We start from the raw sequence: 24,322 nt of genomic DNA on the forward strand, positions 1-24,322 counted from the left end.
ACCCGTTAGATTTCACTCAACTTCTATGTCTAACGGTGGTTTCTTATTGGCGAGGCTGCAGTTGTCTTTCAAGGCTAGGACTTCTCTTATATCTATTTTCCCTTGAAAGAAGGTGTTCTTTTGAATCATACTTTATGTGTTGGTATTGACGTTGCTAAACTGTCCAATCACGTTTATGCACTTAACTTTAATCGTGATAAACTTTTATCTGTCAATATTCCTAATACCCAAGATGGTGCGAACTTAATTGAAACGCATATTTTAAAACTTCTTGATAAACATCATCTCTCTAAAGTCATTGTCATCTTAGAGTCAACTGGTGTTTACTCCGGTCATCTTGCGACCTACTTATCAGCTTCTAAGTTTTTGAGTGTTTTCGATATCAAAGTTTATCTCATCAATCCTAAAATTTCTAAAAATTATAGAAAAAGTTTTGCTGATATGGATAAAACTGATCCTAAAGATGCTTACATCTTAGCTGATATTGCTAGAGTTGGAAGAACCGATGAGTTAACTCCCTTTAAAGGTGGTCAAAGACTTGCTTTAGAAAGACTCACAAGGCATAGACTTCATATTGCTGAAAAACTATCCAATGAGAAGGTTTATGCCCTTAATAACGTGTTTATAAAGTTTTCTAACTTTGAAACTATATTTTCTAATAACTTTGGATCAACTGCTGTTGATCTCTTATTAGATTATAAAACCATTGATGATATTATCGATTCATCTTTAGAAGATTTATCTGACTTTGTTGCTAAATCAAGTAAAAATCGCTTTGATAATTCACTTGATATCGCTGCTAAGATCCAAAAAGCTGCTAGAGATTCTTATCGTCTTGATAAAGTTTCTTATGATCCTATTAATACAGCTCTCGCCTCATCCATAAATGTCATTAAATGTTATGAACATGAAATGAAAGATATTGATAAAGCCATTTTGCGACAAGTCGCTGGGTTTAATCATGATCACTATCAAATCTTAACGTCTATACCTGGTATTGGTAAAGTTTATGCAGCCGGTATCTTAGCTGAGATTGTTGATATTAGTCAGTTTGAATCCAATGATGCACTTGCTAAATATGCAGGTATTACCTGGCGTAAAAATCAATCCGGGAAATTCACCGCTGATGAGACTTACATGACTAAAACTGGAAATAAATATTTGCGCTACTTTTTAATCCAAGCAGCCAACATGGCTAGAATTCATATACCTGAGTATCGTGATTTTTATCATAAGAAATATGATGAAGTCACGACTCATCAACACAAACGTGCACTCGCCTTAACTGCTAGAAAACTTATTCGTCTTATCTATGGTTTGTTGAGTACCAATAGACTTTATAAGTAAAACTTAATTAGATTAATTCTTATAACTTTTACTTTTTTAAGCATGTCTTTAAATGATGCTTTTTATTAACTTTATACTCGTTTTTTATATTTTTAGTGCTTGACATCTTTACCGGTTGCTTCTTTTAAGAAAAACCGCCTTCCATAAGGAAAGCGGTCTTCTTCCTTATTGTTGGGATTTACCCCTTGTGAAAAGCACCTAAATTAAGTAGGTTGCTGCTATGTCAACAGTCACTGGCCTCGATAGCTCTGAATAAGTTTTATTTAATTTTTATTCTATATCATGATACATGAAAGTTTATAAAAAGTCAATGCATATCAATCACTAAAAATTATTATACATTTCTGAAAACTCATCATGAAACTTCAAAAATCTTTCCTTTAAATCATAATCAAAATAATTACCTAATTCACTTTGAAATTGCTTTAAAACAATACTATGTGCCATCGGTCTTTTGTATGATCTATGTGATCTCATGGTGATATATAAATCACTTAATAAAATCACTTGTGATTCTATTTCTGGTTGAATCATAAGCATTTCTTTTAAGAATTTTTCGTTTGCGGTATCTTCAATATGAGCTCTTGCAATATCTTCACATTTTTGTGCTAACTGAATGCGTTTAGCTATTCTTGAACCTAATTCTGTTTGATCTTTTAACATATCATAGGTTTTTTCGTCATATGAACTAATATCATTTAAAAGATGTTTGATTTCTTGATATTGTAAATGGACCATTGCATAGTCATTTAAATTATTGATTTGATCTTGACTCATCCCATAATAATCAGCCAACTTTTGACTCATTTGTTGAACTTGATATGCATGTCTCTTATCCATTAAGGTATAAGATGATGAAAACACAACACTAAATAAATCACCAACAATATGAGAGAAATCCGTTTGAACTTGTCTTCTTTTAATCAACTCTTTTTTTCTTTCTTCTTGCATATATTGTCCCATTGAAACAATTGCATATAAAACAAAATAGAAAAGAATAAAGAGTAAAGTTCTTAGTAATATATCACCAAATTCAGGTAATCTAATAAAATTCGGTAAAAATTCCATAAATGATTGTCCACCGACTAACCCATGAAAATTATATGTCCAAATTAAATGAATCACTGTAAGCAATGCTAATAAACCTTGGAAACTACTACTCAAAAGCTTCTTTTCTTGATATAAAGAAATAACGACGACTGCATAGTACATTAAAATGTATGCTCCGGTTTCAAAATATTCCAGTGTGTATAATCTTGCATATATTAATACTGATGAGAAAAAGATATAAAATGCAGCAACATACATCGCAACACTCTGCTTAGTTTTATCTTCTTGATCTAGATAAATTAATTTTTTTAACAGTTTATTGATGACATAAGTAATTGGAAACGCCATCACAGTAATGACCCAATCAGCAACCTGTGCCTCACTAGAAAACGATAAAACTAATAAAATCAATGTGTACATAATATTTGAAACAAAGACAATATTTTTTATAACGACGTTTCTTCTAAATAAAACAGCGACATCATTTGTAATGTCAACGCCTTGCTCAAAGCCAAAAAACTTAGCAAATATGTCTTTGCCAAGTGTTTTTAAATCCCAAAATTTTCTTTTCTTGTTTTGTTTATGATTCACCTAATCAGTCCTTGTTGTTATAAATCAAAAATGCTAAATCTTTTGACATCTACATTTTCATGTGCTAAATCTTCATTCATGACTTGTGCGACTCTTGTTGATGCTGCTGCAGCAATTGCACCGACGATATCATCTAAGAATGTGTGACATATACCATCTTCTTTACCAGCATCATTTAAACGTTTAACAATACCATGTTTATTAACATCAATATCACCAAAATTGGTTTGTCCAATCGTTCCATACAAACCAGAAACATCTAAGCCAAGTGTTTCATCAACTCCAAATAAACCTAAATCTTCATAAATAATATCTTGAATAGGTCCTTGGAATAAACCTTCTTCAGCTAAACGATCAATTTCAGCTGCTAGTTGCACATGATGAAATACATCTCTTAATGATAAAATCTTTTCAACTGATTCTATACAAATTGCACGGCTAACTTCATCAGAGTACTTTGATTGTTGCATATAAGAGATTTCTGCAATTGCTTCAATCGTTACACCTCTTTTTAACAACATCTTTTTGTTTAAATCAAACATTTCTTGTCTTGTAAAAAGTAGTTTTTTCTTTTCATTTTTCATGATTCTTCTCCTCCATTGAATGTGTCATTCACATCCATGATGTTTTGTCCATTGAGAAAATCTTTAGTTGCCATTATTTTTTTTCCTGGGACTTGAATCTGTTCAATTTCAACCGCTTTATCAAGGGTTTTAACAATGAGTTTCTTCTTAATGTTCAAAATTGTTCCAGGGCTTTTATCTTCATTTCCTATTATATCACTATTTCTTACTTTATAGATTTTGATTTTAACACCATTGATAAATGCATGTGCTCCAGGTTCAGGGGTTAACCCTTTAACACGATTGATAATCTTTTCAGTCGATTGATTAAAAGATAGGAATTCATCACTATAAGTCAATGTTGGAGAAAATGTCACAAGTGCTTCATCTTGTGCTTCTCGATAAATGATGCCTTGACAAATATCTTCTAAAACTTCTTTTAAAAGTCTAGTTCCTAAAGATGACAGTCTTTGAGTTAAACTTAGCGTATCATCCTCGTCATGGATGTTAATTGCTTCTTGTTTGATAATATCGCCGCTATCCATTTTAAATGCCATATACATAATTGTAACACCAGTTTGCTTATCACCATTGAAAAGTGCATATTGAATTGGTGCGCCGCCACGATATTTGGGCAGCAGGGATCCATGGACATTAATTGCTTTTACCTCATCAAGAAGAGCTTTTGGTAATATTTGACCATAAGCAGCAGTAATCACAAAATCTGGTTTAAGATCAACAATTTTTTGATATTCTGTCTTAATATTTTTGGGTTGAAAGACTTCAATACCATGTTTTAAGGCCACTTCTTTTACAAGGGGTGGAGTTAATACTTTTTTTCTACCTATGAATTTATCTGGTTGTGTAACAACCAAACATACATCGTGTTCTTTGATTAACATTTCTAAGACTTCGACTGCAAATAAAGGCGTTCCCATAAATACAATTTTCATTTTTATTCACCTACATCATATCTAAATTTGGATAATACTTCATATATATATTTTGAGACTTTAGATCGTTCATCATGTTTTTAATATCTAAAGCATCTAAAGTTTTATACTTTATGGTAACCACAAATCTAAAACGGTCTTTTATTTTTTTGACGAGTGCTTGAGATGGACCGAGTACTAAAACATCATCTAAAAGATTTAGTTTTTTCTTTAACTGAAAGGCAACTTGATATGTTTTTAAATACTCTCTTCCCTCAATTAAAAATTGAGAAACATGCATGAAAGGTTCATATCGTAATAGTTTTCGTTCATATAAGGCTTCTTTATAAAAAGCATCGTAATCTTTTAAAACACTTTGAATCGCATAATGATCCAGTTGATACCCTTGGATAATCACATCTCCAGGCATATGTCTTCCAGATCTTCCAGAAATTTGTGATAAGAGCATATACGTTTGTTCGCTTGCTGTATAAGAAGGTACTTTTAAAGATAAATCAGCCATTAAAACCCCAACAAGTGTTACTTTAGGGAAATCTAAACCTTTAGCAATCATTTGTGTTCCCAATAAGATATCAGCATCTTCATGAAGAAATGAATGCCAAAGTTTTTCATGTGCTCCTTTAGTTGTTGTCACATTTCTATCCATGCGCATAATTCTGGCAGTAGGGAATGTTTTTTTAAGCTGTTGCTCGACATATTCAATGCCAACACCAACTTCTTTAACCGTAGGTTGATGACATGCTTCACATGTTTTCAAAAAAGGTTTTTCATATCCACAATAATGACATTTAAGTACTTCTTTATCTTTATAGTATGTAAGAGATATATCACAATCAGGACATTTTGGCACATCTCCACAATGTCTACACAATACAAATGGTGCATATCCTTTTCGATTGAATAGAATCATGGTCTGTTCTTTTTTAGATAACCTGTTATGAATTGCTTCTTTTAGTTCATTTGAGAAGATTGAAGTATTTTTCTGTTTGAGTTCAGATTTCATATCTACTAACTTAATACTAGGTTGTTTTAAGTTAAAAGGTCTATGTTTAAGTTCTAAGTAGTGATACATACCATTTTTCGCATGATACATACTTTCAATTGATGGAGTTGCAGATCCTAAAACTAACGGTATATGATGATATTTCGCTCTTAATGACGCGATCTGTCTAGCATCATAAATCACGCCTTCTTTTTGAATGTATGATGGATCATGCTCTTCATCAATCATGATGATACCTAAATCATTCATTGGCATAAAAACACCACTTCTAGTAGCAATAACAACATCAATTTCATTGTTTAAGATCATTTGATATTGATCAAATCTCTCACCCTTTGATAAAGCACTATGGTATATCGCAACTCGATTAAATCTTGATTTGATGCGTTTCGCCATCGGCGATACCAAAGTGATTTCAGGCACAAGTATGAGACACTTTTTATGATTGATTATAACTTTTTCCATGACATCCAAGTAAACTTCAGTTTTACCTGAGCCTGTCACACCATGAAGTAAGAAAGTTTGATTGCTGTCAAGAGCATCTTGAATGGACTGACTTGCTATTTTTTGTTCAGAAGTTAAGGAAACGATTTTATCTTTTAAATCAAAAACGTGCTTGATTTCTCTTTTTTCAGTGATCGTTGTTTGTCTGAGCACATCATGTTTCTTAAGTGTTTGAATGTGCCCTGTTGTAAATCCTAAAGTCTCTAAATCTTTCTTTGTATAAGTTTTATCCTTTTCTAAACTAGGATATTGATCAACTCTTTGATATTGATGATTTTCATGATATAAATATGCGACTACTTTTTTCTCTTTGCTTTTTTGAGCATATATATTTTTGATATCTACAACCTGTTTCTCACGTAATCTTCTGAGCTTTGGCAGCATATCATAGTCACTCTTTTTTAAGTGCCAAATACCTTTATCATTAAAATATATTTTCATTGAATCAGGTACTAAATTTTTATCCTTAATGACGATTTCTTTATCATAATCCATACCAAGTTCACTAGGTATAACACACTCAAAAACTTCACTATAAAGGGAATCAGTGCTTTTTAATAGATCATTAATAATCATAAATAATTCGTCATTTACTGTAGGCGTAAGATCGAGAAGATGCATGATATCCTTAGTCTCTTCAGATGAATCTTCCATCATCTCAATAACATAACCCATTCTTGTCTGCGCACCAAAAGGCACGATCACTCTCATGCCTACTTCTAAATCATTAATCATATCATCTGGTATATGATAATCAAATGCTTGATTGACTTGTTCATGCTTAATATCAACGATGACTTTTGCGTACACAGCATCACACTTTTCTATTGATTTTAATTTTAAAAAAAGTAACCGAAGTTACTTTATTGTTTTTAGAAGTTGGTCAATATGATTTCCATAAGCTAATGCTTCATCATATTTAAAGACCAATTCTGGTATTTTACGCACGTTACGAATTTTTCTAGCTAATTCCATACGTATCGTCGCTTTTGCACTTTCAATTGCATTTTTTGCACGATCTAAAACTTCTGCTTCATCGCTTAAAATCGTGTAGTAAACAGTAGCAAAAGATAAGTCTTTAGTGACTTTAACTTCTGTTAAATTAATATAACCAAAGCTCTTATCCTTAACTTCTTGATTAACAATTGGTGCAAGTTCTCTTTGAATCAAACTTGCTAAACGTTCTGTAGTAATTGACATAATTTCTTACACCTCAATTTCTTTTAATTGTGATGCTTCTATAACATCTCCGACTTTGATATCATTAAAGTTTTCAATAGATAATCCACATTCAAATCCATTTCTAACTTCTTTAGCATCATCTTTAAAACGTTTGAGTGATGCTAGCTTACCTTCGTAAACAACAATACCATCTCTTAAGACTCTTACTAATGCATCACGTTTGATGACACCATCAGTTACCATACAACCTGCAATTGTACCTACTTTTGAAATCTTGTAAGTTTCTCTTACTTCAGCTTGTCCAGTAACGATTTCTTCAAACTCTGGTTCTAACATACCTTTAAGTGCAGCTTCGATATCTTCTTGGATTCTATAGATAATACTATAGAGTCTAATTTCAACACCTTCAGAATCAGCAACACGTTTAACTGCTGCAGTAGGTCTCACATTAAAACCAATGATGATTGCATCTGATGCAGATGCTAAAGTCACATCATTTTCTGTGATTGCACCCACTGAATGTCTAACGACATTCACATGGAATCCTTTGATGTCAATTTTTTCTAGCATACCTCTTAAAGCCTCTATAGAGCCTTGAACATCACCTTTAATAATGATATTTAATTCTTTAGTTTCTTCTTCAATTTCACCTAATAAAGAATCAAGTGAACGTTTTTTCATTTGTTTTAATTCTGTTTCTTTTTGTCTAGATTGACGATCTGATGCGATACTTCTTGTCATTTTTTCATCTTTAAATGCCATGAAAATATCACCAGCTTGTGGTACTTCATTGAGTCCTGTAACTTCAACTGGTTGTGAAGGACCTGCTTCATCAAAACGTTTTCCTAAATCATCATTCATTGTCCTGATTTTACCGTATGTATTTCCAATAACGATATAATCGCCAACTTTTAAAGTTCCTGTTTCTACGATTAAAGTAGCAACAGCACCTCTACCTTTGTCAAGGCTAGCTTCAATCACTGTACCTCTTGCTAATCTGTTAGGATTTGCTTTAAACTCATTGATTTCACTTAATAATTGAATCACATCTAATAACTCATCAATATTGATGTTCTTTAATGCAGAAACTTGGACATAAGGTGTATCTCCGCCCCAAGCCTCAGGTACTAAACCACGTTCTGATAATTCAGTCATAACGCGATCTGGATTTGCAGATGGACGATCAATTTTGTTCACTGCAACAATGATTGGCACTTTAGCAGCTCTTGCATGGTCTAACGCTTCAATCGTTTGAGGCATCACACCATCATCAGCACCTACAACTAAAATAACAATATCCGTTACTTTTGCTCCACGTGCACGCATTTCTGTAAAAGCAGCATGACCAGGTGTATCAATAAATGTGATTTTTTCACCATTTCTAACAACTTGATAAGCACCAATATGTTGTGTAATTCCTCCAGCTTCTCCTGCGACTACTCGGGATTTACGAATCGTATCTAAAAGTGTAGTTTTACCATGGTCAACATGTCCCATAACGGTAACAATTGGTGGTCTTTTTACTAAATCTTTTGGATCATCGACGATCTCAATTTCATCAAATCTTGTTACATCTGTAACAACTTCATCTTGTACTTCAAAGCCTTCATCTATAGCAATGACTTCAATCGTATCTCGATCAATGATTTGTGTTACTGTAGCCATTAAACCTTGACTCATCAGTTTTTTAATCATCGCTGCATTACTAATATTAAGCCCTTGCGCGACATCAGCAACCGTCATATCATTCTTATAGATAAATACCTTGTTTTCTTCTTGTTTAGGTTTCTTAGGTGCATTTGGTTTTCTATAATCATTTCTTTTTTGATGATTGTTGTTTGGTCTCTTTTTTTGTTTTTGATTTTGAGGCATATAATCACTTCCTTTTCTGATCCATCAATAGTTGGCAAAATCCTTGATCTGCAATGCCAATCACTTTGATGTCTTTTTTTCCTAAAGCTAAGGATAAAGTTTGTGAATCTAAATCCTCTAAGACATTTGTCTCATATGTCTTTGCTTTATCTCTTACCTTCTTTTTTGTTAACTCTGAAGCGTCATTTGCCAAAATGACTAAACATATTTTTTTCTTACGTAACGCATCTATCGTGATTTCGGTACCTACGGTAACCTTTCTTGCACGATATGCTAAACCTATTGTTTTATCCATGTACAAGTTTCATCAACTCATCATAAATATGTTCTGGCACTTCAACTTCGAGTTTTCTATCTAATGCTCTATTCTTTTTCGCTAACAATATCACATCTTCACTAAGTTTTAAATATGCACCACGTCCATTAGCTTTACCTATAGGATCAACAGACACATTGCCTTCTTTATCAGCAACTACACGCATCAACTCTTTTTTCGGTAAAACTTCTTTAGTAACCACACAAGTTCTTAGTGGAATTTTTTTTACTTTTTTCATGTGTAAAACCACCTTTATAAAATCTTAATAAAGAATGCCTTCACCTTGAGCCATCGTTTCTGATTTAATATCGATGCTCCATCCACAAGCTTGAACAGCAAGTTTCACGTTTTGTCCGAGTTTACCAATTGCAAGTGACAATTGATCATCTGGGACTATCGCTAATGCACTCTTTTCTTTTGGATTAACGTGTGTAACCGCCACAACTTCTGCAGGTTGTAAGGCGTTAGCAATTAATTCTTTCTCGTTATCACTCCATCTAAATAAGTCGATTTTTTCATCACTTAGGGCTTTAACGATTTCACGTATACGTGATCCACCTTCACCAACACAAGCTCCAATTGGATCTACTTTAGAATCATTTGATTTCACACCTATTTTTGCACGATCTCCTGGATCTCTAGAAATACCCATCACTTCTATGATGCCATCTTTGATTTCCGGGATATAATTTTCAAGTAATCTGATGATTAAACTTGGGTGTGAACGACTGACAAAAACTTTTGGCCATTTCGTTTTCATTTCAACGTCAGAAACATAAACTCTTACATGATCTCCGACATGAAATTGGTCTTTAGGAAGTGCTTCTTTTTTAGGAAGCAATGTAGTTAAATCTTTTCCAATATCTAAACGATAATGATCATCTTGAACATCAATAACTCTAGCATTAATCATTTCATGCTCAAAGCTCTTAAAATGATTGTACAAATTTTCTTTTTGGCTTGTCACTAAACTTTCGTTCAATCTTGACTTGAAATCTCTCACCGCAAAATGCCCAAAATCTTTTGGATCAATTTTTTGTTCTAAGATATCTCCAACTTTGATTCTAGAATTGATTTTCTTCGCATCTGCAAGTAGCATTTGTGAATAATTCTTATCTAAATCAAGTGATAATTCGTCAACAACTAAATGCTGAGTAAACACCAAAATTTCATTCTTATCTTCTTTAAGTTCTACACGACACGATCTTACATCATGTGCTTTTTTACATCCTGCAATAAGTCCTTGAGTAAATGCTTCAAAAACCTGTTCTCTTGACAGCTCTTTTTCCTCTGCAACCGCATCAATATTGTCAAAAAATACTTTACTTATCATGATATCCTCCTTATACCTTAACTGAAGTACGCATATGTCTGGCATCTTTGAAATCGATATCAATTTTTCGAATGCGTCCCTTATCATTGATTTCTAATTTAATTATATCATTTTCAAACGATATGATATACCCGTTTCCTTTATATTTATTCGTTTCTAAATAAATATATTTACCAATAGCTTTTTCTACATCTTCTTTGGTCTTAAGCGGTCTTTCTGCACCTAAAGAAGAAAGCTCTAAAAAGTAATCATCGTCTAAATCGTCATCTGTCAGCAAATCCACATATTCCATATGAATTTTCTCTAAATCATTGATGTCCATGACATCGACATCAATCAAGATTTCAACGATTTTTTCTCCAAATTCCTTTTTTGTGCGGATACTATAGATATCTAAATCATATCTTTTCAAAATCGGTATTAACTTTTCTCTCATTTTTTGTAAATTCATCTCAAACCTCAATAAAATGAGTGGAAATCATCATCTCCACTCACGTTTAGGTTTTTATTATAACATTTTTTATAGTTAAATACAATTTATAAACAGGTTTTTTTGGGTTTTTTAAGCAATTAAGAGTTTATTTAAAAAAACTTATTGCGAATGATTTGCAAATAGGTGAAATGGTGCTATAATAATTATGCGAATGATTTGCAATTGGAGGTAATAGAATGAAGAAATTTGCAGCAATATTATTAGTTTTAATCACAGGAATCACGTTAATGTCTTGTCAAAATGATGATGAGCACCCAGATATTGTGACAACCATGTTTACACACTATGATTTAGCAAAACAAATTGTTGGTGACAAAATGTCTGTCGAGATGCTTGTCCCACTAGGCGCTGACATCCATGATTTTGAAGCTTCTAGTAAAGATATGATCGATATTGAAAATGCTAAACTATTTTTATTTACAAGTCTCGAGATTGATACATGGATTAAAGACCCATCAACAATCGGTGGAGAACAAACTATTGTTTTAGATATGTCGAAAAGTTATACAGTTGAAGACCATGAGCATGAAGAGATCAGTTATCAATCAAAACTAGGTTCTGTGCGTATCGGAGATGACCACGATCACGATCATGATGATGAACTTCATTATTGGGTTGATCCTACTACTGTTTTACAAATGATTGATTACATTTATGAACACATTATTGAAATTGATCCTGAAAATCAAACATTTTACTTAAGCAACGCAACACAATATAAATCAGAGATCGAGAGTATTCATCATGAAATTTATGAACTATTAGCACACGAACCTTATATAGATTCTGAAATCTATTTCGCTGGACATAATGCGATGGGTGCATTTGCTGAAAGATATCATATGCATATTGAATCTTTATTTAGCGAATTTAAACCTGATGATGATTTGACAAGTAGTGAAATCATTAATTTTTCAAATCTTGTAAAATCTTCACAAGTAGAGTATTTATTTGTAGAAGCACTCATTGAACCAAGAGCAGCAAATGCTATCAAAGAAAACTTAATGCTTAGTGATAATTACGCTTTAACACTGTTAGAATTACACACCTATCACAATGTAAACCAAGAAGACTGGGAGGCAGAGGTTACATATAAAGACTTGTTGATGAGAAATTTCGAAAACATCAAAACAGCTTTAGGTATAACCGAATCCAATGATTAAATATAACGAAGTGAGTGTCTCTTTTGGATCATTTAATGTTTTAAAAGATGTGAATTTTCATATTAAAAAAGGTGATTTTCTTCACATTGTCGGTCCTAATGGTAGTGGTAAAACAACTTTAGTTAAGACCTTAGTTGGACTTTTAAAACCTACAACTGGAATCATTGAGATGAACACTAATAATATGGGTTACCTACCTCAAAAACTGAATTTAAAAAACCAACTTCCAATGACTGTTCAAGAAGTCATTTATAGTGGTTTCAAAAAGCAAAGGCTCATCCCTACAAAAACAGAATGCGATTTGATTAAGGCATGGTTATTAAAAATGGAAATTCCGGAACTGTTCAACAAAAGCATGAACTATCTATCAGGCGGACAACAACAAAGAGTTTATTTGATTAGAGCTTTAATCTCAAACCCTGAAGTACTCATTTTAGATGAACCAACAAGTGCACTCGATCCATCCTTTAGAGAGAAATTTTATCATTTACTTTACGAGATTCAGCAGCAACAACAAACAACGATCATTCACGTTACTCACGATTTAACAGATGCTGTAAAAGATGATTGTAAAGTCATGTATGTTGACCAAAGCATAAAATTTTTAGGTAGTTATCATGACTTTAATCATTTTGAACATAGGGGGCATCATCATGCTTGAACTGTTACAATATGATTTCATCATCAATGCCTTATTCATCGGGATTACACTAGCACTGTCAGCTTCTTTATTAAGTCCTTATTTAGTGCTAAACCAACAAGCAATGATTGCTGATGGTTTAGCTCATGTGAGTTTTGCTGGTTTAGTGATTGGTATATTATTATCGAATCAAGCTTTATACATAGCCATCCCTTTTGTAGCACTTGCTGCAATACTTATTAAGTATCTGGCAACAACAGATAAAATGAATGGTGATGCAGCAATCGGATTAGTTGCAAGTGTCTCATTTGCAATCGGATTAATACTGATTAAAAAAGGGCCAGGCTTTAACATATCCGTTGAGAGTATGCTTGTTGGTAATATCTTTACCGCAACAAGAGCAGATATGCTTTTGTCTACTATTGTAAGTGTCTTTATACTATGCTTTGTCATTTTCTTCTATAGACCCTTATTCTTAATGACCTATGATTTAAACTATGCTAAATTCTCAAAAGTAAAAACAAACCTTTTAGGATATGGATTAGCAATTCTTACAGCATTTTTCATTGTCATTGGTGTTAGAACGATTGGCACCTTGTTAATATCAGCACTAGTCGTTTTTCCGTCAATCATATCTTCACAATGGACCAAAAGTTTTAAAATGACTCTAATCTTTGGTATGATTTCAAGTTTTATCATTGTTGTTTTAGGTATCTTCATAGCGCATCCACTTGAGATTCCTGTAGGTTCAACAATTGTTGTTATTTATACGATATTATTGATTATATTACTGATTATTAAGAAAATTTTAAGGAGATGATATCATGCGCATGACACATCAAAGAAAACAAATATTAGATATTTTAAAAAAAGCTTCTCACCCGCTTAGTGCAGAAATGATTTTAGAAGCGCTACCTAAAGATGCTTTGAACTTATCCACTATATATAGAACGCTAGACTTGTTTTTCGCAGAAGAAATCATTTCAAAAAGCTACATGAATCATACAACTTATTATTACTTAAACCACAAAGAACACCATCACTACATGATTTGCCTAAACTGTCAAAAAATGTATGAGATTGATTGTCACATACACCATATAACTGATGATATCGCTAAAAAACACGATTTTAAAATTACACATCATGATATGACAGTTTATGGGTATTGCAAGAGTTGTCAAGATGCTTTAGGGTTATAAAAAATGGAGGAAATTTTCCTCCATTTTTTTTATTAGTTATTCCATCTTCTTGGGTCATCATGGATATCATCTAATATATCCATATCTGCTTTTTTAATTGAAAAATCAACTTGTGAGTTCTCAATAATTCTACTTTCATGGGTTGATTTAGGTAAAGGTAATGTTCCTTTTTCTAAGCAATAACGAATGAGCATTTGAGCAGGTGTCTTATCATATTTTTTAGCCATATCGATAACGATTGGATTTTTAAGTGCATACCCAATAGCAAGCGGTGAATAAGCTTCAATCAAAATATTTTTTGCTTCACAATAAGCTCTTGTCTCTTCTTGATCTAATCCAACAAAGAAAGCAATTTGATTTGCATGTGGTACAAAACCAGTGTTTTTTATAATATTATCTATATCTTTTGGTGAAAAATTAGAAACACCGATTGCTTTAATCTTACCTTCATTGTAAAACTCAATCATCGCTTTAAATGCTTCAACATTGCCTTCATCACAGTTCTTACCCATTTCATTCCATGGCCATGGTGCATGAATCAAATATAAGTCTAAATAGTCAAAGCCAAGTTCCTCTAATGTTTTTAAGAATGCTTCTTTAGCACCTTCATATGTTTTAATATGAGATTGTAACTTAGATGTTACAAAGATTTCTTCTCTAGGTACCCCTGAGTCTTTGATTGCCTTACCTACACTTGCTTCATTTCTATATGCTGCAGCTGTATCAATATGACGATACCCATTTTTAAGTGCCATCATCACTGAATCATAAGCTATATCCCCATCTGGTACTTGCCATGTTCCAAAACCGATTTTTGGAATTTTAACTCCATTTGATAATACATAAACATCTGTTAATGCTTTCATTTTTTGACGCCTCCTAATTTTATTATATCTTCTAATAACTCCCTAAACTCTTTGACCGTTTGTAAACGATGGTTTGCTAAAGTATACCCATAACCAATTTTTATGGTTACAGCATCTTTTAAGACTTTAAACATATCTTCATCGGTAACATCATCACCTGCTGCAAACATAAAATCGTAATCTTTATGATTGGTAAATAAGTAGGTTGCATTCCCTTTATTTACTCTTTGATCCTTAATTTCTAATACCATGTGTCCTTCTTGTATTTCAATTGGATAATTGCCTTTAATCGAAAATAAAGCATCTTTGATTTCAGACATTTTATTAGAAACCATTTCAGGCTCACATTTTCTATAGTGTAGAGCGACTGAATGTGTCTTTTCTTCAATAAACGATCCTGGCATACGATCAACATAAATCTCTAAGACATGACGCATGCGCCCTTTCCAATCACTGTCGATAGAAATGGTTTTTCTCCACTCGCTATCCTTAGTTTTATACCATAATCCATGATCCCCAACTAAGTTCACATTTAAATTTCCTAGCCAGCGATCTAATGTCTGATGATCTCGACCCGAAATAATAACAATCTCTGTGTTCGGTAGTTGAGACAGTTTTTGTAAAATATTTTTTAGTTTTCTAGAAGGATATGCTTGCATTGGTGTAGATTGGAAATCTACCAATGTGCCATCATAATCTAAAAATAAAATGCGTGAACTTGCTTTTTCAAATTGACTAAAAATTCTTTTTTTATCTATGATTTCATCTTTAGGCAATTTTACAATTTCTTTAATTTCAACTTTATTTAAGCGATTCATGAACTCATTCGCCCAGAACTCAACGTTATATCTTTTGATGCGCTCATTCATGATTTCGTTGCGTTCTATGCGTTCTGATTTCGTCATTTCTAAAGCTGTTTTAATACCTTCAGCAATTTGCAATTCATCATTTGGATTAATAATGATTGCTTCACTTAGTTCGCTTGCAGCTCCAGCTGTTTCACTAATAATAAGCATACCTTGATGATCAGATCTTGCTGCGATATATTCTTTAGCAATTAAGTTCATACCATCTCTCAGTGGAGTAACAAGTAATATCGATGCTTCTTTATAATACTTAATCAAATCATCTTGAGAAAATGATTGATACAAATACCATATTGGCATCCAATCAAAACTACCAAACTCACCATTGATTTCACTAACTAATTTTTCAATATTTCTTTTCAGTTCATCATATGTAGGCAATGATTGTCTTGAAGGAGCTACAATTAAATGCAACTTAACTTTCCCTCTATATTTAGGATATTTCTTTAAAAATGCACGATATGCCTTGATTCTTTCTAAGATTCCTTTTGTATAATCAAGCCTGTCTACTGATAATATGACTTTATAATCTTTTGGAATATTAACTTTTTCGATTTTCTTATGTGCAAAATAATCATAATCAATACCCATTGGAAACGCATCAACTTCAATGGTACGATCATTATATTGAATCTTATAAAAACTTTGATTAATGTTTAATATTCTCCTTACACTACTTAAGAAGTGTCTAACATAATCATAGGTGTGAAACCCAATCAAATCTGATCCGAGTAAACCAGTTAAGATCTCTTTTTTCCAAACAAGTAACCTGAAAATCTCACTTGATGGAAAAGGGATATGTAAGAAAAATCCGATTTTTACTGATGGAAAATCGTGCTTAATCATTTCCGGTAGCAGCATTAATTGATAATCATGAACCCATATAATCGAATCTTCTTCGATATGTGGTTTTAAACTTTTATAAAATTTTTGATTGACTTTTTGGTAGGCTTCCCACGTCTTTTCGTTATACTCTGCTTTATCCGCAAAGTAATGAAATAACGGCCATATAGTCTTATTAGAAAATCCTTCATAATATAAACTGATTTCTTTATCAGTTAAATAAACAGGATGACATTGATACTTATCATTTAATGTTTTTTCTATCTTTTTTTCTTCTTCTCTTCTTAATCTGTCTTTTGCAACTCCTGGCCAACCAACCCATAAACCATCAGATCCTCGGTGAAAACTTTTTAGTCCTGTAGCTAAACCCCCGATACTTTCATGGTAATCGATTTGATGTCTTTTTACAGATACAGTTACAGGCAGTCTATTTGATACAAATATTGTTTTACTCAAATTAAAACTCACATCCTTTAACTTTTAATCTTAACTTCATTTTACCATATCAGAAGCTTCGATATAAAAAAAGAGCATGAGAGCTCTTTATTTGTGAGTAAGTAATCGAGTTTGAATATAAATACCTGCGATTGCTAAAATCATCAGTACTGACCCAAAACCAATTTTAACAATATCAGTTGGTAATTGTTCCATATTAGATAAAATCATTTCTAATATATAAACAAATAAATATGCATAAAGTATCCCTTTAAGTGTTTTCATGATTTGTTCAGTAATCGGTAGAATTTGATCAGATGAATTCTTATATAATAAAAACCCAAAGACACCAAATAGAACTAATACACCTAAGATAATAAAATTATAAGCAGGGAAAGTGTCTGACACATAGTGCTGGATAATAATATTAGCACCCATAATCAAAAATACGATAAACATAATGAGTTGAATAACTAAACTTTTACGATAAATATTCATTTTTTGTGACTCCTTTACTATTTTTTTATTTTTTTTGTTATACTAATAATGAAACGAGGTAAACTTTATGAAAAAAGCTGTATATCCTGGAACATTCGATCCACTTACGATTGGTCATCTCGATTTGATCAAACGTGCCTCACGAATTGTAGATGAACTCCATATTGTTGTTGCTGATAATTATAAGAAAGTACCAACATTTACAACCGAAGAACGCATTGAGATGATTAAACTCGTTACAGAAGATTTAGATAATGTTGTCGTATCTTCAACAAACGATTTAGTGGTAAGATATGCCAAAGATCATGGTGTAGATTTGATGATTCGTGGACTAAGAAATATTCAAGACTATGAAAATGAGTATGCCTTATACCAATTCAACAGAAATATTAACAGACATATTGAAACGCTCATTTTATTTCCATCGTCGAAAAATCACTTTGTCTCATCTTCAGCAATCAAAGAATTAGTCGTTCACCATGCTGATATTTCACCTTATGTTCCAAGAGAAATCATCAAACTAGTACAAAACAAACTAAAACCTAAACAAGATTAAGTTTCTTAAAAAAGTCGTATAATTGATCCTCATGTATATGTGGCGCAATATAATCGGCTTTTTCTTTTAATTCTTGGAATCTTGTATTATCCATCACAATTCCAACATCAGCAAGTTCAATCATATCTACATCATTAGCTCCATCACCTATACAGATGAGTCGATCAATTCGATCAACTTCTAAACATTTTTTAATGCCCAGTGCTTTGTTTATATGTGGATAAGTGAAATCCGCACCACCAGCATGCCAAGGAAAAACTCTGAATTTTGGCATAAGTTTAGCAGCTTTAAAAATCTCTTCTTCTTTTGCTGCAAACATCCAAAGCTGATAGACTTTATGCTCTTCATAAAACTTTTCGTTAATACTAGGTCTTATGTCCCTTAATAATTTCATGCCATCTAAAAAACTTTGATCCATATAATTAACAGCTTCATCATCAATACCAATCATGCCAATGTTGATATCTTGATCCTTTGTCATTTTCAAGACATCGATAATATCTTTTTGATCAATAGGTAAATCATAAATGACTTCATTATTTTTTAATACATAAGCACCATTTAGTAGAACTTTATATGTAAAAAATGGTAAGACATCATTGATGATTTCAAGCTTACGAAGGCCTCTACCAGTTGCCAAGCCTAAAACAACGTCCTCTTGCAAGCTTAAAAGGCTTAAAAGTTTTTTTGTCTGTTCTGGAATTTTATGATCTTTATGACAATATATCGTATTGTCAACATCAAAGAAAATTGCAGTTTTCATCTTACACCTCAAAATTATTATAGCATATATTGTATTTGACTATCATTTTTAACGATTTTATTATAAAATAGAAATGTAGAAAATCGATGCTGGAGGATTTTTATATGAAAAACCCATTATTAAACCCCGGGGAAATCGGCATTTTTGCTTTAGGTGGGCTAGGCGAAGTCGGCAAAAATATGTATATCTATGAAATAGAAGATCAAATCTTCATTGTCGATTCAGGCATTTTATTTCCAGATGAACACTTATTAGGTATTGACTACGTCATTCAAGATTACACATATCTTATTGAAAATCAAGAGCGCATTGTTGGGCTCTTTATTACCCATGGTCATGAAGATCATATTGGAAGTATCCCCTATCTATTGCGTCAAGTTGAAATTCCCAAAATCTACGCTTCAGGTATAGCTGTAGACTTAATTGAATATAAATTTATGGAACACAAAGATATTAAAGCACCTCATATTGAAGAGTATAAGAGTCATTATAAATATAACTTTAAAAATGTTGAAGTTAGTTTTATTAGAATGACCCATTCAATCCCTGATATGTTTGGTATCGTATTTAAGACATCTATCGGTACATTATTTCATACCGGTGATTTTAAAATTGATTTTACACCTGTCGGACCACCAACTGAGTTTGATAAACTAGCTAAAATCGGTAGTGAAGGCGTACTATGCATGTGTTCGGATTCTACCAATGCAGAGCGTGATGAACTCATTATATCGGATAGTAAAGTTGGAAAATCAATTCATGAACTTTTCACGAGAATGACAGGTAGAATTATTATTGCAACATTTGCTTCCAACATGTATCGTATCCAACAAATCATCGAAGCTGCTGTACTTAACAAAAGAAAAGTTGCAGTGTTCGGAAGATCCATGGAACGTGCTATAGAAGCTGGTATGCAAACTGGTTATATTAAAGCGCCAAAAGATACACTCATTACTGGTGATCAAGTCAATAGATATAAACCAGAACAAATTTGCTTATTAGTAACCGGTTCTCAAGGTGAGCCACTTGCTGCACTGAGTAGAATCGCAAATGGTACTCACAGGCAAGTACAAGCCATGGCAGGTGATACTGTGATTTTCTCTTCTTCTCCTATTCCAGGAAATCAAGAAGGTGTCAATAGAACAATCAATCGCTTGTTTAGATTAGATGTTAATGTCATCACTCATGGACCACTAGCAGATACTCATACTTCTGGACACGGTGCTCAAAATGACTTAAAAATGGTATTAAGTTTAGTTAAACCAAAACTATTTATTCCAGTACACGGCGAACATAGAATGCTTAAAGAACATAAACAACTCGCCATTGATTGTGGTGTTCAACCTAACAACATTTTAGTTATGGATAATGGTGATGTTGCTGCAGTTTCTAAAGATGGTATTCGCTATGCTGGAAAAGTGACTTCAGGTGAAATCTATATTGATGGAACAGGTATTGGAGATATTGGCAGTGCTGTTATTAAAGAACGTAAGTTACTAAGTGAGGAAGGACTATTTTCAGTTGTTCTTTCTGTAGATTCACAAAATAAAAAGTTAATTAATGATCCAACCGTTATTTCAAGAGGTTTCATCTACATGAAAGGTAATGAAGAGCTTACCAGACAATTAGCGAATGAAGCTAAAAAAGTGTGTCAACAAGAATTATCCGCAAAACTATATAGTGACCAACACATCAAACAAGCAGTAATTGATCATTTAAGCGATAAAATATTTGAGATCACTCAAAGACGTCCTTTAATTATTCCAATTATTATCGATTTAAAAAATGCGTAAAAAAAAGTCCTTAGGACTTTTTTTATTGCATATGGAGCATAAATGCATCAAATACATATTTAGTGACTAAAGCATCATCATTTGCATCATGATGTTGAATACCATCAATATCAAAATATGTTTTATATGCTTTAAATAAACCTAAATCATCTTTTAAATTATAATAATCCTTATGTAACTTGAGTAAGTCAATAAAATCAGTATCTTTAGTTAATATTTTTTTATCGTGTAATTTATAAGAATCATTTAAAGCAGTGATGTCATTCTTACCCCAAACAACGAATTTAGGTTGATATTTTTCAATAATCCTGTTTAAATCTTCGTAGAATTTTTCATAGTGAATGGCATCTTCATAAAACTGTAGCTCATCTAGTTTTAAGAATTTTTTTGTTCTTTTTGATAGATTTGTTGATGGTGCTGGCAAAACATAATATCCATTTTGCTCAATGATTTCTCCTTGTGCCTCTGATAAAACATATCCAACTTGAATGATTTCTGGTGTAAACGAAGTTGAAGTATATCCTGGCATGGTCATTTCAAAATCAATAAATAAATAATGTTTATATTGTTTTAAAACATTTTGCATATCTTTTCTAAGTTGAAATAGATCATAATGTACACGATGTGGTTCTAGTGAAATAATGCGATTAAAATGAGCAACCTGAAAATATAGTTTCCCATGAATCTTTTTCCGTTTTGTGGCAATTTCAAAGTCAACCAAAACACCTTTTCTTAAATAATCGAAAAATGTTTTTGCTAATCTATTTGATAAGTAAAACCCTATTTTTCTACCTTCAATAATTAAATAGAATATTTTTAAATCACGATTGATGTCGTATATAATTTTTGTCATTTAACTACCTCTCTTAGTGCTTCAATAATATCATCAGTTAAGCCGATTTCCTTAAGCTTTTCATCACTTGCGTCTTTAATCTCATCCAAGGATTTAAATGTTGATAAAATTGTTTGTTTTCTCTTTGGACCGATACCTTTAATGTGATCCAAAATAGATTGTTGTGTTGTCTTGTCTCTTGTTTTTCTATGAAAGCTAATCGCAAACCTATGTACTTCTTCGGATATACTTAATAATAGTTGATAAACTTCACTATTTTTTAGTAATGGATAAACCTCGCCATTAAAAACAAGCGCTTCAAGTTGATGTTTCTTATTCTTTTTTAGTCCCGCAATTTTTATATCTAGATTGAGTTCATTTAGTATCTCATGTGCAGCGTTTAATTGACCTTTACCACCATCAACTAAGATCAAATCAGGCATTGGTTTACTTTCAACAAGTAATCTTTGATATCTTCTATAAACAACTTCTCTCATTGCTTGATAATCATCATTTGTAGTTGTTTTTAAATGATATTTACGATATCCTTTTTTATCAAATGCATGATCTTTATAAACAACAAGCGCTGAAATAGGAGCTGTTCCAAAAAGCTGGGCATTATCAAATATCTCAATAGTTTTAACTTCTGCTCCTATCATCTGTGATAAATCATCAATGGCTTGTTGTGTTTTTTCTTGTTTATGTCTATATAACATATAGTGATGTTCTAAATCATAATCTGCATTCTTAGATGCAAGATCAACGATTTTCTTTTTATCACCTTTTTGTGGCATGATTGCTTTATTTCCAAACATCAGTGTTAATGCTTCATATTCAAACCTATCACTAAACAATAACTCATCAGGCATATGATCTTCATAGTATTGTTGAAGGTAACTTAAAACTGAATCTGTGTATTCTCCAACATAAGCAAAAACAATCTGTTCATGATCTACAATCTTTCCTGATCTCATCTTTAAGATTTGAATAGATATATCATCCTCATTATACGCAAAACTGATTGCGTCTCTATCTTTAAAATCATTGATGTTAATGATTTGTTTTTCAGTGGTTGATTCGATATGTCTGATCATATCTCTGTATTCAATTGCTTTTTCATAAAACATTTGTTCAGATGCTTTTGCCATTTCTGTTTTCAACTTGCTTAAAACTTCTTTCGTGTCTCCTTTTAGAAACCTAATGATTTCATTGATATCATCTTTATAATCAACATCAAACTGACATGGCCCTAAACACTGGCCAATATGATAATACAAACATACCTTCTTTGGCATTGTATCACATTTTCTAAGTGGATATAATCTATTTAAAAGTCTTGCTGTTTCTCTGGCGGCATAAACATTTGGATAAGGTCCAAAAATCCTGCCTTCAGGTTTTTTCTTTCTAACAACCTGAAGCTTAGGATATTTTTCTTTAGTAAGCTCAATATACGGATATGTTTTATCATCTACCAAACGTATGTTGTACTTTGGAGTATATTGCTTGATTAAATTATTTTCAAGAATTAAAGACTCTTGCTCACTATTAGTTAGCACATAATTAAAATCATCAATTTCTAAAACAAGTCTTGTTGTTTTTTCATTATGAGCACCAGTGAAATAAGATTTAACTCTATTTTTTAAATTTTTAGCTTTACCAACATAGATGATATCGCCTTGCTTGTTTTTCATCAAATAACAGCCAGGTTCTGTTGGGAGCAAATTCATTTTTGCCTTTAAACTCACAAAATCACCACTATCATTTTAACATATTTTTAATCATTTTTTTGAAAAAGAAAAAGCGACTGAATCGCTTTTACGTTTCGAAATCAACTTGCACTTTGTCATTTAGAATTTCTTCTAATGCCATGCCAATACTTTTGACACATTGTGCATTATCAACAACTAGTTTTTCATCTTCGATAATTCTTGCAACTTTGCTAGCTGCATATACTAACTTGTATTTAGAATCTATTTTATCTAATAGTTTATCGATCGATGGGTATCTCATACCATCTTTGTTCTTTAACATGTAATCACTCTCCTATCATCTTCAAGTAATTGTGAATTGTACGTTCTGTTTTTGCATGCTCAGCACGCACAATTGCCATAATACGGTCAGCAGCATTATTGACCTCATCATTAACAACAATATAATCATATTTGTGTGCAAGTAGGAACTCTGACTCAGCTTTCTTCATTCTTTTTTCAACAAGTTCAATCGGTTCCGTACCTCTAACTCTTAAGCGATCGTATAAAGCTTTTTTTCCTGGTGGGACTAAAAAGATAAATACAGCATCTTTCATTTGCTTTCTTACTTGTAATGCACCTTCAACTTCTATCTCTAAAACAACTTCTTTTCCTTGATCAAGTTGTTCATCAATTTTATCTTTGGGAGTACCATAATAATTGCCAACAAACTCTGCCCATTCTAAAAACTTATTTTCTTCAATACGTTTTAAGAATTCTTCTTTCGTTACAAAATAATAATCTACACCATCTACTTCGCCTTCTCTAGGTTTTCTAGTCGTCATCGAAACAGAGTAAACAAGATCATGATTTGGCATTTGAAACAACGCTTTTCTTACTGTGCCCTTACCTACGCCAGATGGACCCGATAATACGACTAGCAATCCACGTTCATTGAGTTTCATAAGCG

The 24,322-nt window shown here is 32.3% G+C and carries 25 protein-coding genes; 7 read left to right on the forward strand and 18 right to left on the reverse strand.

The genetic code is table 11. The annotated features are described in order from the left end of the window. Positions 1-120 precede the first annotated feature (120 nt). Positions 121-1,347 (forward strand): hypothetical protein, encoded by a 1,227-nt coding sequence (locus BK011_03805; GenBank protein AUD64840.1) that lies wholly within the window; start codon positions 121-123, stop codon positions 1,345-1,347. Between the two features lie 324 nt (positions 1,348-1,671). Here the strand turns inward: BK011_03805 and BK011_03810 are convergent, their stop codons facing one another. From BK011_03810 to BK011_03855, 10 genes are read right to left on the reverse strand one after another with little or no spacing between them, the layout of a single operon-like run. Continuing rightward, on the reverse strand, positions 1,672-2,988 hold the full coding sequence (locus tag BK011_03810; GenBank protein AUD64841.1) for a hypothetical protein: 1,317 nt from the start codon (positions 2,986-2,988) through the stop codon (positions 1,672-1,674). A 17-nt stretch (positions 2,989-3,005) separates the two neighbouring features. Continuing rightward, positions 3,006-3,572 (reverse strand): hypothetical protein, encoded by a 567-nt coding sequence (locus BK011_03815; GenBank protein ID AUD64842.1) that lies wholly within the window; start codon positions 3,570-3,572, stop codon positions 3,006-3,008. Further along, positions 3,569-4,504 carry a methionyl-tRNA formyltransferase gene (locus BK011_03820; protein ID AUD64843.1) on the reverse strand — a complete coding sequence of 312 codons (936 nt, stop codon included), beginning with the start codon at positions 4,502-4,504 and terminating at the stop codon, positions 3,569-3,571. The genes BK011_03815 and BK011_03820 overlap by 4 nt, the downstream gene beginning before the upstream one ends. A gap of 10 nt (positions 4,505-4,514) precedes the next feature. Then, complete coding sequence (locus BK011_03825) at positions 4,515-6,821, reverse strand: primosomal protein N' (protein AUD64844.1); 2,307 nt, start codon at positions 6,819-6,821, stop codon at positions 4,515-4,517. 48 nt (positions 6,822-6,869) lie between these two features. After that, on the reverse strand, positions 6,870-7,211 hold the full coding sequence (locus tag BK011_03830; protein AUD64845.1) for a ribosome-binding factor A: 342 nt from the start codon (positions 7,209-7,211) through the stop codon (positions 6,870-6,872). 6 nt (positions 7,212-7,217) lie between these two features. Beyond that, positions 7,218-9,065, reverse strand: coding sequence for a translation initiation factor IF-2 (locus BK011_03835; GenBank protein ID AUD64846.1), 1,848 nt, complete (start codon positions 9,063-9,065; stop codon positions 7,218-7,220). Between the two features lie 4 nt (positions 9,066-9,069). Next, the gene (locus tag BK011_03840; GenBank protein AUD64847.1) at positions 9,070-9,360 is read right to left on the reverse strand and encodes a hypothetical protein; all 291 of its coding nucleotides are present in this window, start codon (positions 9,358-9,360) and stop codon (positions 9,070-9,072) included. Continuing rightward, the gene (locus BK011_03845; GenBank protein AUD64848.1) at positions 9,353-9,619 is read right to left on the reverse strand and encodes an RNA-binding protein; all 267 of its coding nucleotides are present in this window, start codon (positions 9,617-9,619) and stop codon (positions 9,353-9,355) included. Before BK011_03845 ends, BK011_03840 begins: the two co-directional genes overlap by 8 nt. 24 nt (positions 9,620-9,643) lie before the next feature. After that, complete coding sequence (locus BK011_03850) at positions 9,644-10,714, reverse strand: transcription termination factor NusA (protein AUD64849.1); 1,071 nt, start codon at positions 10,712-10,714, stop codon at positions 9,644-9,646. 10 nt (positions 10,715-10,724) lie between these two features. Beyond that, entirely contained in the window at positions 10,725-11,165 is a 441-nt protein-coding gene (locus BK011_03855) for a hypothetical protein (protein ID AUD64850.1), read from the reverse strand. 218 nt (positions 11,166-11,383) lie between these two features. Between BK011_03855 and BK011_03860 the strand changes: the two genes are divergently transcribed. Genes BK011_03860 through BK011_03875 form a run of 4 tightly spaced genes read left to right on the forward strand, consistent with a single transcriptional unit; the run spans position 11,384 to position 14,212 of the window. Further along, entirely contained in the window at positions 11,384-12,370 is a 987-nt protein-coding gene (locus BK011_03860) for a hypothetical protein (GenBank protein ID AUD64851.1), read from the forward strand. After that, on the forward strand, positions 12,363-13,031 hold the full coding sequence (locus BK011_03865) for a hypothetical protein (protein AUD64852.1): 669 nt from the start codon (positions 12,363-12,365) through the stop codon (positions 13,029-13,031). The genes BK011_03860 and BK011_03865 overlap by 8 nt, the downstream gene beginning before the upstream one ends. After that, positions 13,024-13,830 (forward strand): hypothetical protein, encoded by an 807-nt coding sequence (locus tag BK011_03870; GenBank protein AUD64853.1) that lies wholly within the window; start codon positions 13,024-13,026, stop codon positions 13,828-13,830. Before BK011_03865 ends, BK011_03870 begins: the two co-directional genes overlap by 8 nt. A 4-nt stretch (positions 13,831-13,834) precedes the next feature. Continuing rightward, complete coding sequence (locus tag BK011_03875; protein ID AUD64854.1) at positions 13,835-14,212, forward strand: hypothetical protein; 378 nt, start codon at positions 13,835-13,837, stop codon at positions 14,210-14,212. 32 nt (positions 14,213-14,244) lie between these two features. On the opposite strand, the gene BK011_03880 is transcribed toward BK011_03875, so the two are convergent. The 3 genes from BK011_03880 to BK011_03890 all read right to left on the reverse strand — a co-directional run bounded on the left by BK011_03880 (position 14,245) and on the right by BK011_03890 (position 17,720). Further along, a complete protein-coding gene (locus tag BK011_03880) occupies positions 14,245-15,078 on the reverse strand; it encodes a 2,5-diketo-D-gluconic acid reductase (protein AUD64855.1) in 834 nt (277 codons plus the stop codon). Further along, a complete protein-coding gene (locus tag BK011_03885) occupies positions 15,075-17,243 on the reverse strand; it encodes a bifunctional alpha,alpha-trehalose-phosphate synthase (UDP-forming)/trehalose-phosphatase (GenBank protein AUD64856.1) in 2,169 nt (722 codons plus the stop codon). Before BK011_03885 ends, BK011_03880 begins: the two co-directional genes overlap by 4 nt. An 87-nt stretch (positions 17,244-17,330) precedes the next feature. Continuing rightward, positions 17,331-17,720: a hypothetical protein gene (locus BK011_03890; protein ID AUD64857.1), complete on the reverse strand. Its 390-nt coding sequence runs from the start codon at positions 17,718-17,720 to the stop codon at positions 17,331-17,333. Positions 17,721-17,787: 67 nt separating this feature from the next. Between BK011_03890 and BK011_03895 the strand changes: the two genes are divergently transcribed. After that, positions 17,788-18,276, forward strand: a complete 489-nt coding sequence (locus tag BK011_03895) for a pantetheine-phosphate adenylyltransferase (protein AUD64858.1) — start codon at positions 17,788-17,790, stop codon at positions 18,274-18,276. Here BK011_03895 and BK011_03900 read toward each other — a convergent pair. Continuing rightward, entirely contained in the window at positions 18,263-19,039 is a 777-nt protein-coding gene (locus BK011_03900; protein ID AUD64859.1) for a hypothetical protein, read from the reverse strand. The two genes, BK011_03895 and BK011_03900, sit on opposite strands and share 14 nt — an antisense overlap. 104 nt (positions 19,040-19,143) lie before the next feature. Between BK011_03900 and BK011_03905 the strand changes: the two genes are divergently transcribed. Then, positions 19,144-20,832 carry a ribonuclease J gene (locus BK011_03905; protein AUD64860.1) on the forward strand — a complete coding sequence of 563 codons (1,689 nt, stop codon included), beginning with the start codon at positions 19,144-19,146 and terminating at the stop codon, positions 20,830-20,832. Positions 20,833-20,854: 22 nt separating this feature from the next. On the opposite strand, the gene BK011_03910 is transcribed toward BK011_03905, so the two are convergent. The 4 genes from BK011_03910 to BK011_03925 all read right to left on the reverse strand — a co-directional run bounded on the left by BK011_03910 (position 20,855) and on the right by BK011_03925 (position 24,317). Next, the gene (locus BK011_03910; protein AUD64861.1) at positions 20,855-21,685 is read right to left on the reverse strand and encodes a hypothetical protein; all 831 of its coding nucleotides are present in this window, start codon (positions 21,683-21,685) and stop codon (positions 20,855-20,857) included. After that, entirely contained in the window at positions 21,682-23,391 is a 1,710-nt protein-coding gene (locus tag BK011_03915) for an excinuclease ABC subunit C (protein AUD66140.1), read from the reverse strand. The genes BK011_03910 and BK011_03915 overlap by 4 nt, the downstream gene beginning before the upstream one ends. Positions 23,392-23,479: 88 nt before the next feature. Further along, entirely contained in the window at positions 23,480-23,674 is a 195-nt protein-coding gene (locus BK011_03920; GenBank protein ID AUD66141.1) for a DNA-directed RNA polymerase subunit omega, read from the reverse strand. A gap of 25 nt (positions 23,675-23,699) precedes the next feature. Next, the gene (locus BK011_03925; protein AUD64862.1) at positions 23,700-24,317 is read right to left on the reverse strand and encodes a guanylate kinase; all 618 of its coding nucleotides are present in this window, start codon (positions 24,315-24,317) and stop codon (positions 23,700-23,702) included. Positions 24,318-24,322 lie beyond the last annotated feature (5 nt).

Source organism: Tenericutes bacterium MZ-XQ (assembly GCA_002838205.1).
GTDB lineage: Bacteria > Bacillota_I > Bacilli_A > Acholeplasmatales > Acholeplasmataceae > Mariniplasma.

Excerpts from the sequence above, each read along its gene's own strand:
- BK011_03895 (AUD64858.1), top strand. The coding sequence starts at position 17,788 with ATGAAAAAAGCTGTATATCCTGGAACATTCGATCCACTTACGATTGGT.
- BK011_03925 (AUD64862.1), bottom strand. The coding sequence starts at position 24,317 with ATGAAACTCAATGAACGTGGATTGCTAGTCGTATTATCGGGTCCATCT.
- BK011_03865 (AUD64852.1), top strand. The coding sequence starts at position 12,363 with ATGATTAAATATAACGAAGTGAGTGTCTCTTTTGGATCATTTAATGTT.
- BK011_03850 (AUD64849.1), bottom strand. The coding sequence starts at position 10,714 with ATGATAAGTAAAGTATTTTTTGACAATATTGATGCGGTTGCAGAGGAA.
- BK011_03815 (AUD64842.1), bottom strand. The coding sequence starts at position 3,572 with ATGAAAAATGAAAAGAAAAAACTACTTTTTACAAGACAAGAAATGTTT.
- BK011_03870 (AUD64853.1), top strand. The coding sequence starts at position 13,024 with ATGCTTGAACTGTTACAATATGATTTCATCATCAATGCCTTATTCATC.
- BK011_03910 (AUD64861.1), bottom strand. The coding sequence starts at position 21,685 with ATGACAAAAATTATATACGACATCAATCGTGATTTAAAAATATTCTAT.
- BK011_03920 (AUD66141.1), bottom strand. The coding sequence starts at position 23,674 with ATGAGATACCCATCGATCGATAAACTATTAGATAAAATAGATTCTAAA.
- BK011_03905 (AUD64860.1), top strand. The coding sequence starts at position 19,144 with ATGAAAAACCCATTATTAAACCCCGGGGAAATCGGCATTTTTGCTTTA.
- BK011_03855 (AUD64850.1), bottom strand. The coding sequence starts at position 11,165 with ATGAATTTACAAAAAATGAGAGAAAAGTTAATACCGATTTTGAAAAGA.
- BK011_03830 (AUD64845.1), bottom strand. The coding sequence starts at position 7,211 with ATGTCAATTACTACAGAACGTTTAGCAAGTTTGATTCAAAGAGAACTT.
- BK011_03900 (AUD64859.1), bottom strand. The coding sequence starts at position 19,039 with ATGAAAACTGCAATTTTCTTTGATGTTGACAATACGATATATTGTCAT.
- BK011_03820 (AUD64843.1), bottom strand. The coding sequence starts at position 4,504 with ATGAAAATTGTATTTATGGGAACGCCTTTATTTGCAGTCGAAGTCTTA.
- BK011_03835 (AUD64846.1), bottom strand. The coding sequence starts at position 9,065 with ATGCCTCAAAATCAAAAACAAAAAAAGAGACCAAACAACAATCATCAA.
- BK011_03890 (AUD64857.1), bottom strand. The coding sequence starts at position 17,720 with ATGAATATTTATCGTAAAAGTTTAGTTATTCAACTCATTATGTTTATC.
- BK011_03840 (AUD64847.1), bottom strand. The coding sequence starts at position 9,360 with ATGGATAAAACAATAGGTTTAGCATATCGTGCAAGAAAGGTTACCGTA.
- BK011_03880 (AUD64855.1), bottom strand. The coding sequence starts at position 15,078 with ATGAAAGCATTAACAGATGTTTATGTATTATCAAATGGAGTTAAAATT.
- BK011_03845 (AUD64848.1), bottom strand. The coding sequence starts at position 9,619 with ATGAAAAAAGTAAAAAAAATTCCACTAAGAACTTGTGTGGTTACTAAA.
- BK011_03875 (AUD64854.1), top strand. The coding sequence starts at position 13,835 with ATGCGCATGACACATCAAAGAAAACAAATATTAGATATTTTAAAAAAA.
- BK011_03860 (AUD64851.1), top strand. The coding sequence starts at position 11,384 with ATGAAGAAATTTGCAGCAATATTATTAGTTTTAATCACAGGAATCACG.
- BK011_03915 (AUD66140.1), bottom strand. The coding sequence starts at position 23,391 with ATGAATTTGCTCCCAACAGAACCTGGCTGTTATTTGATGAAAAACAAG.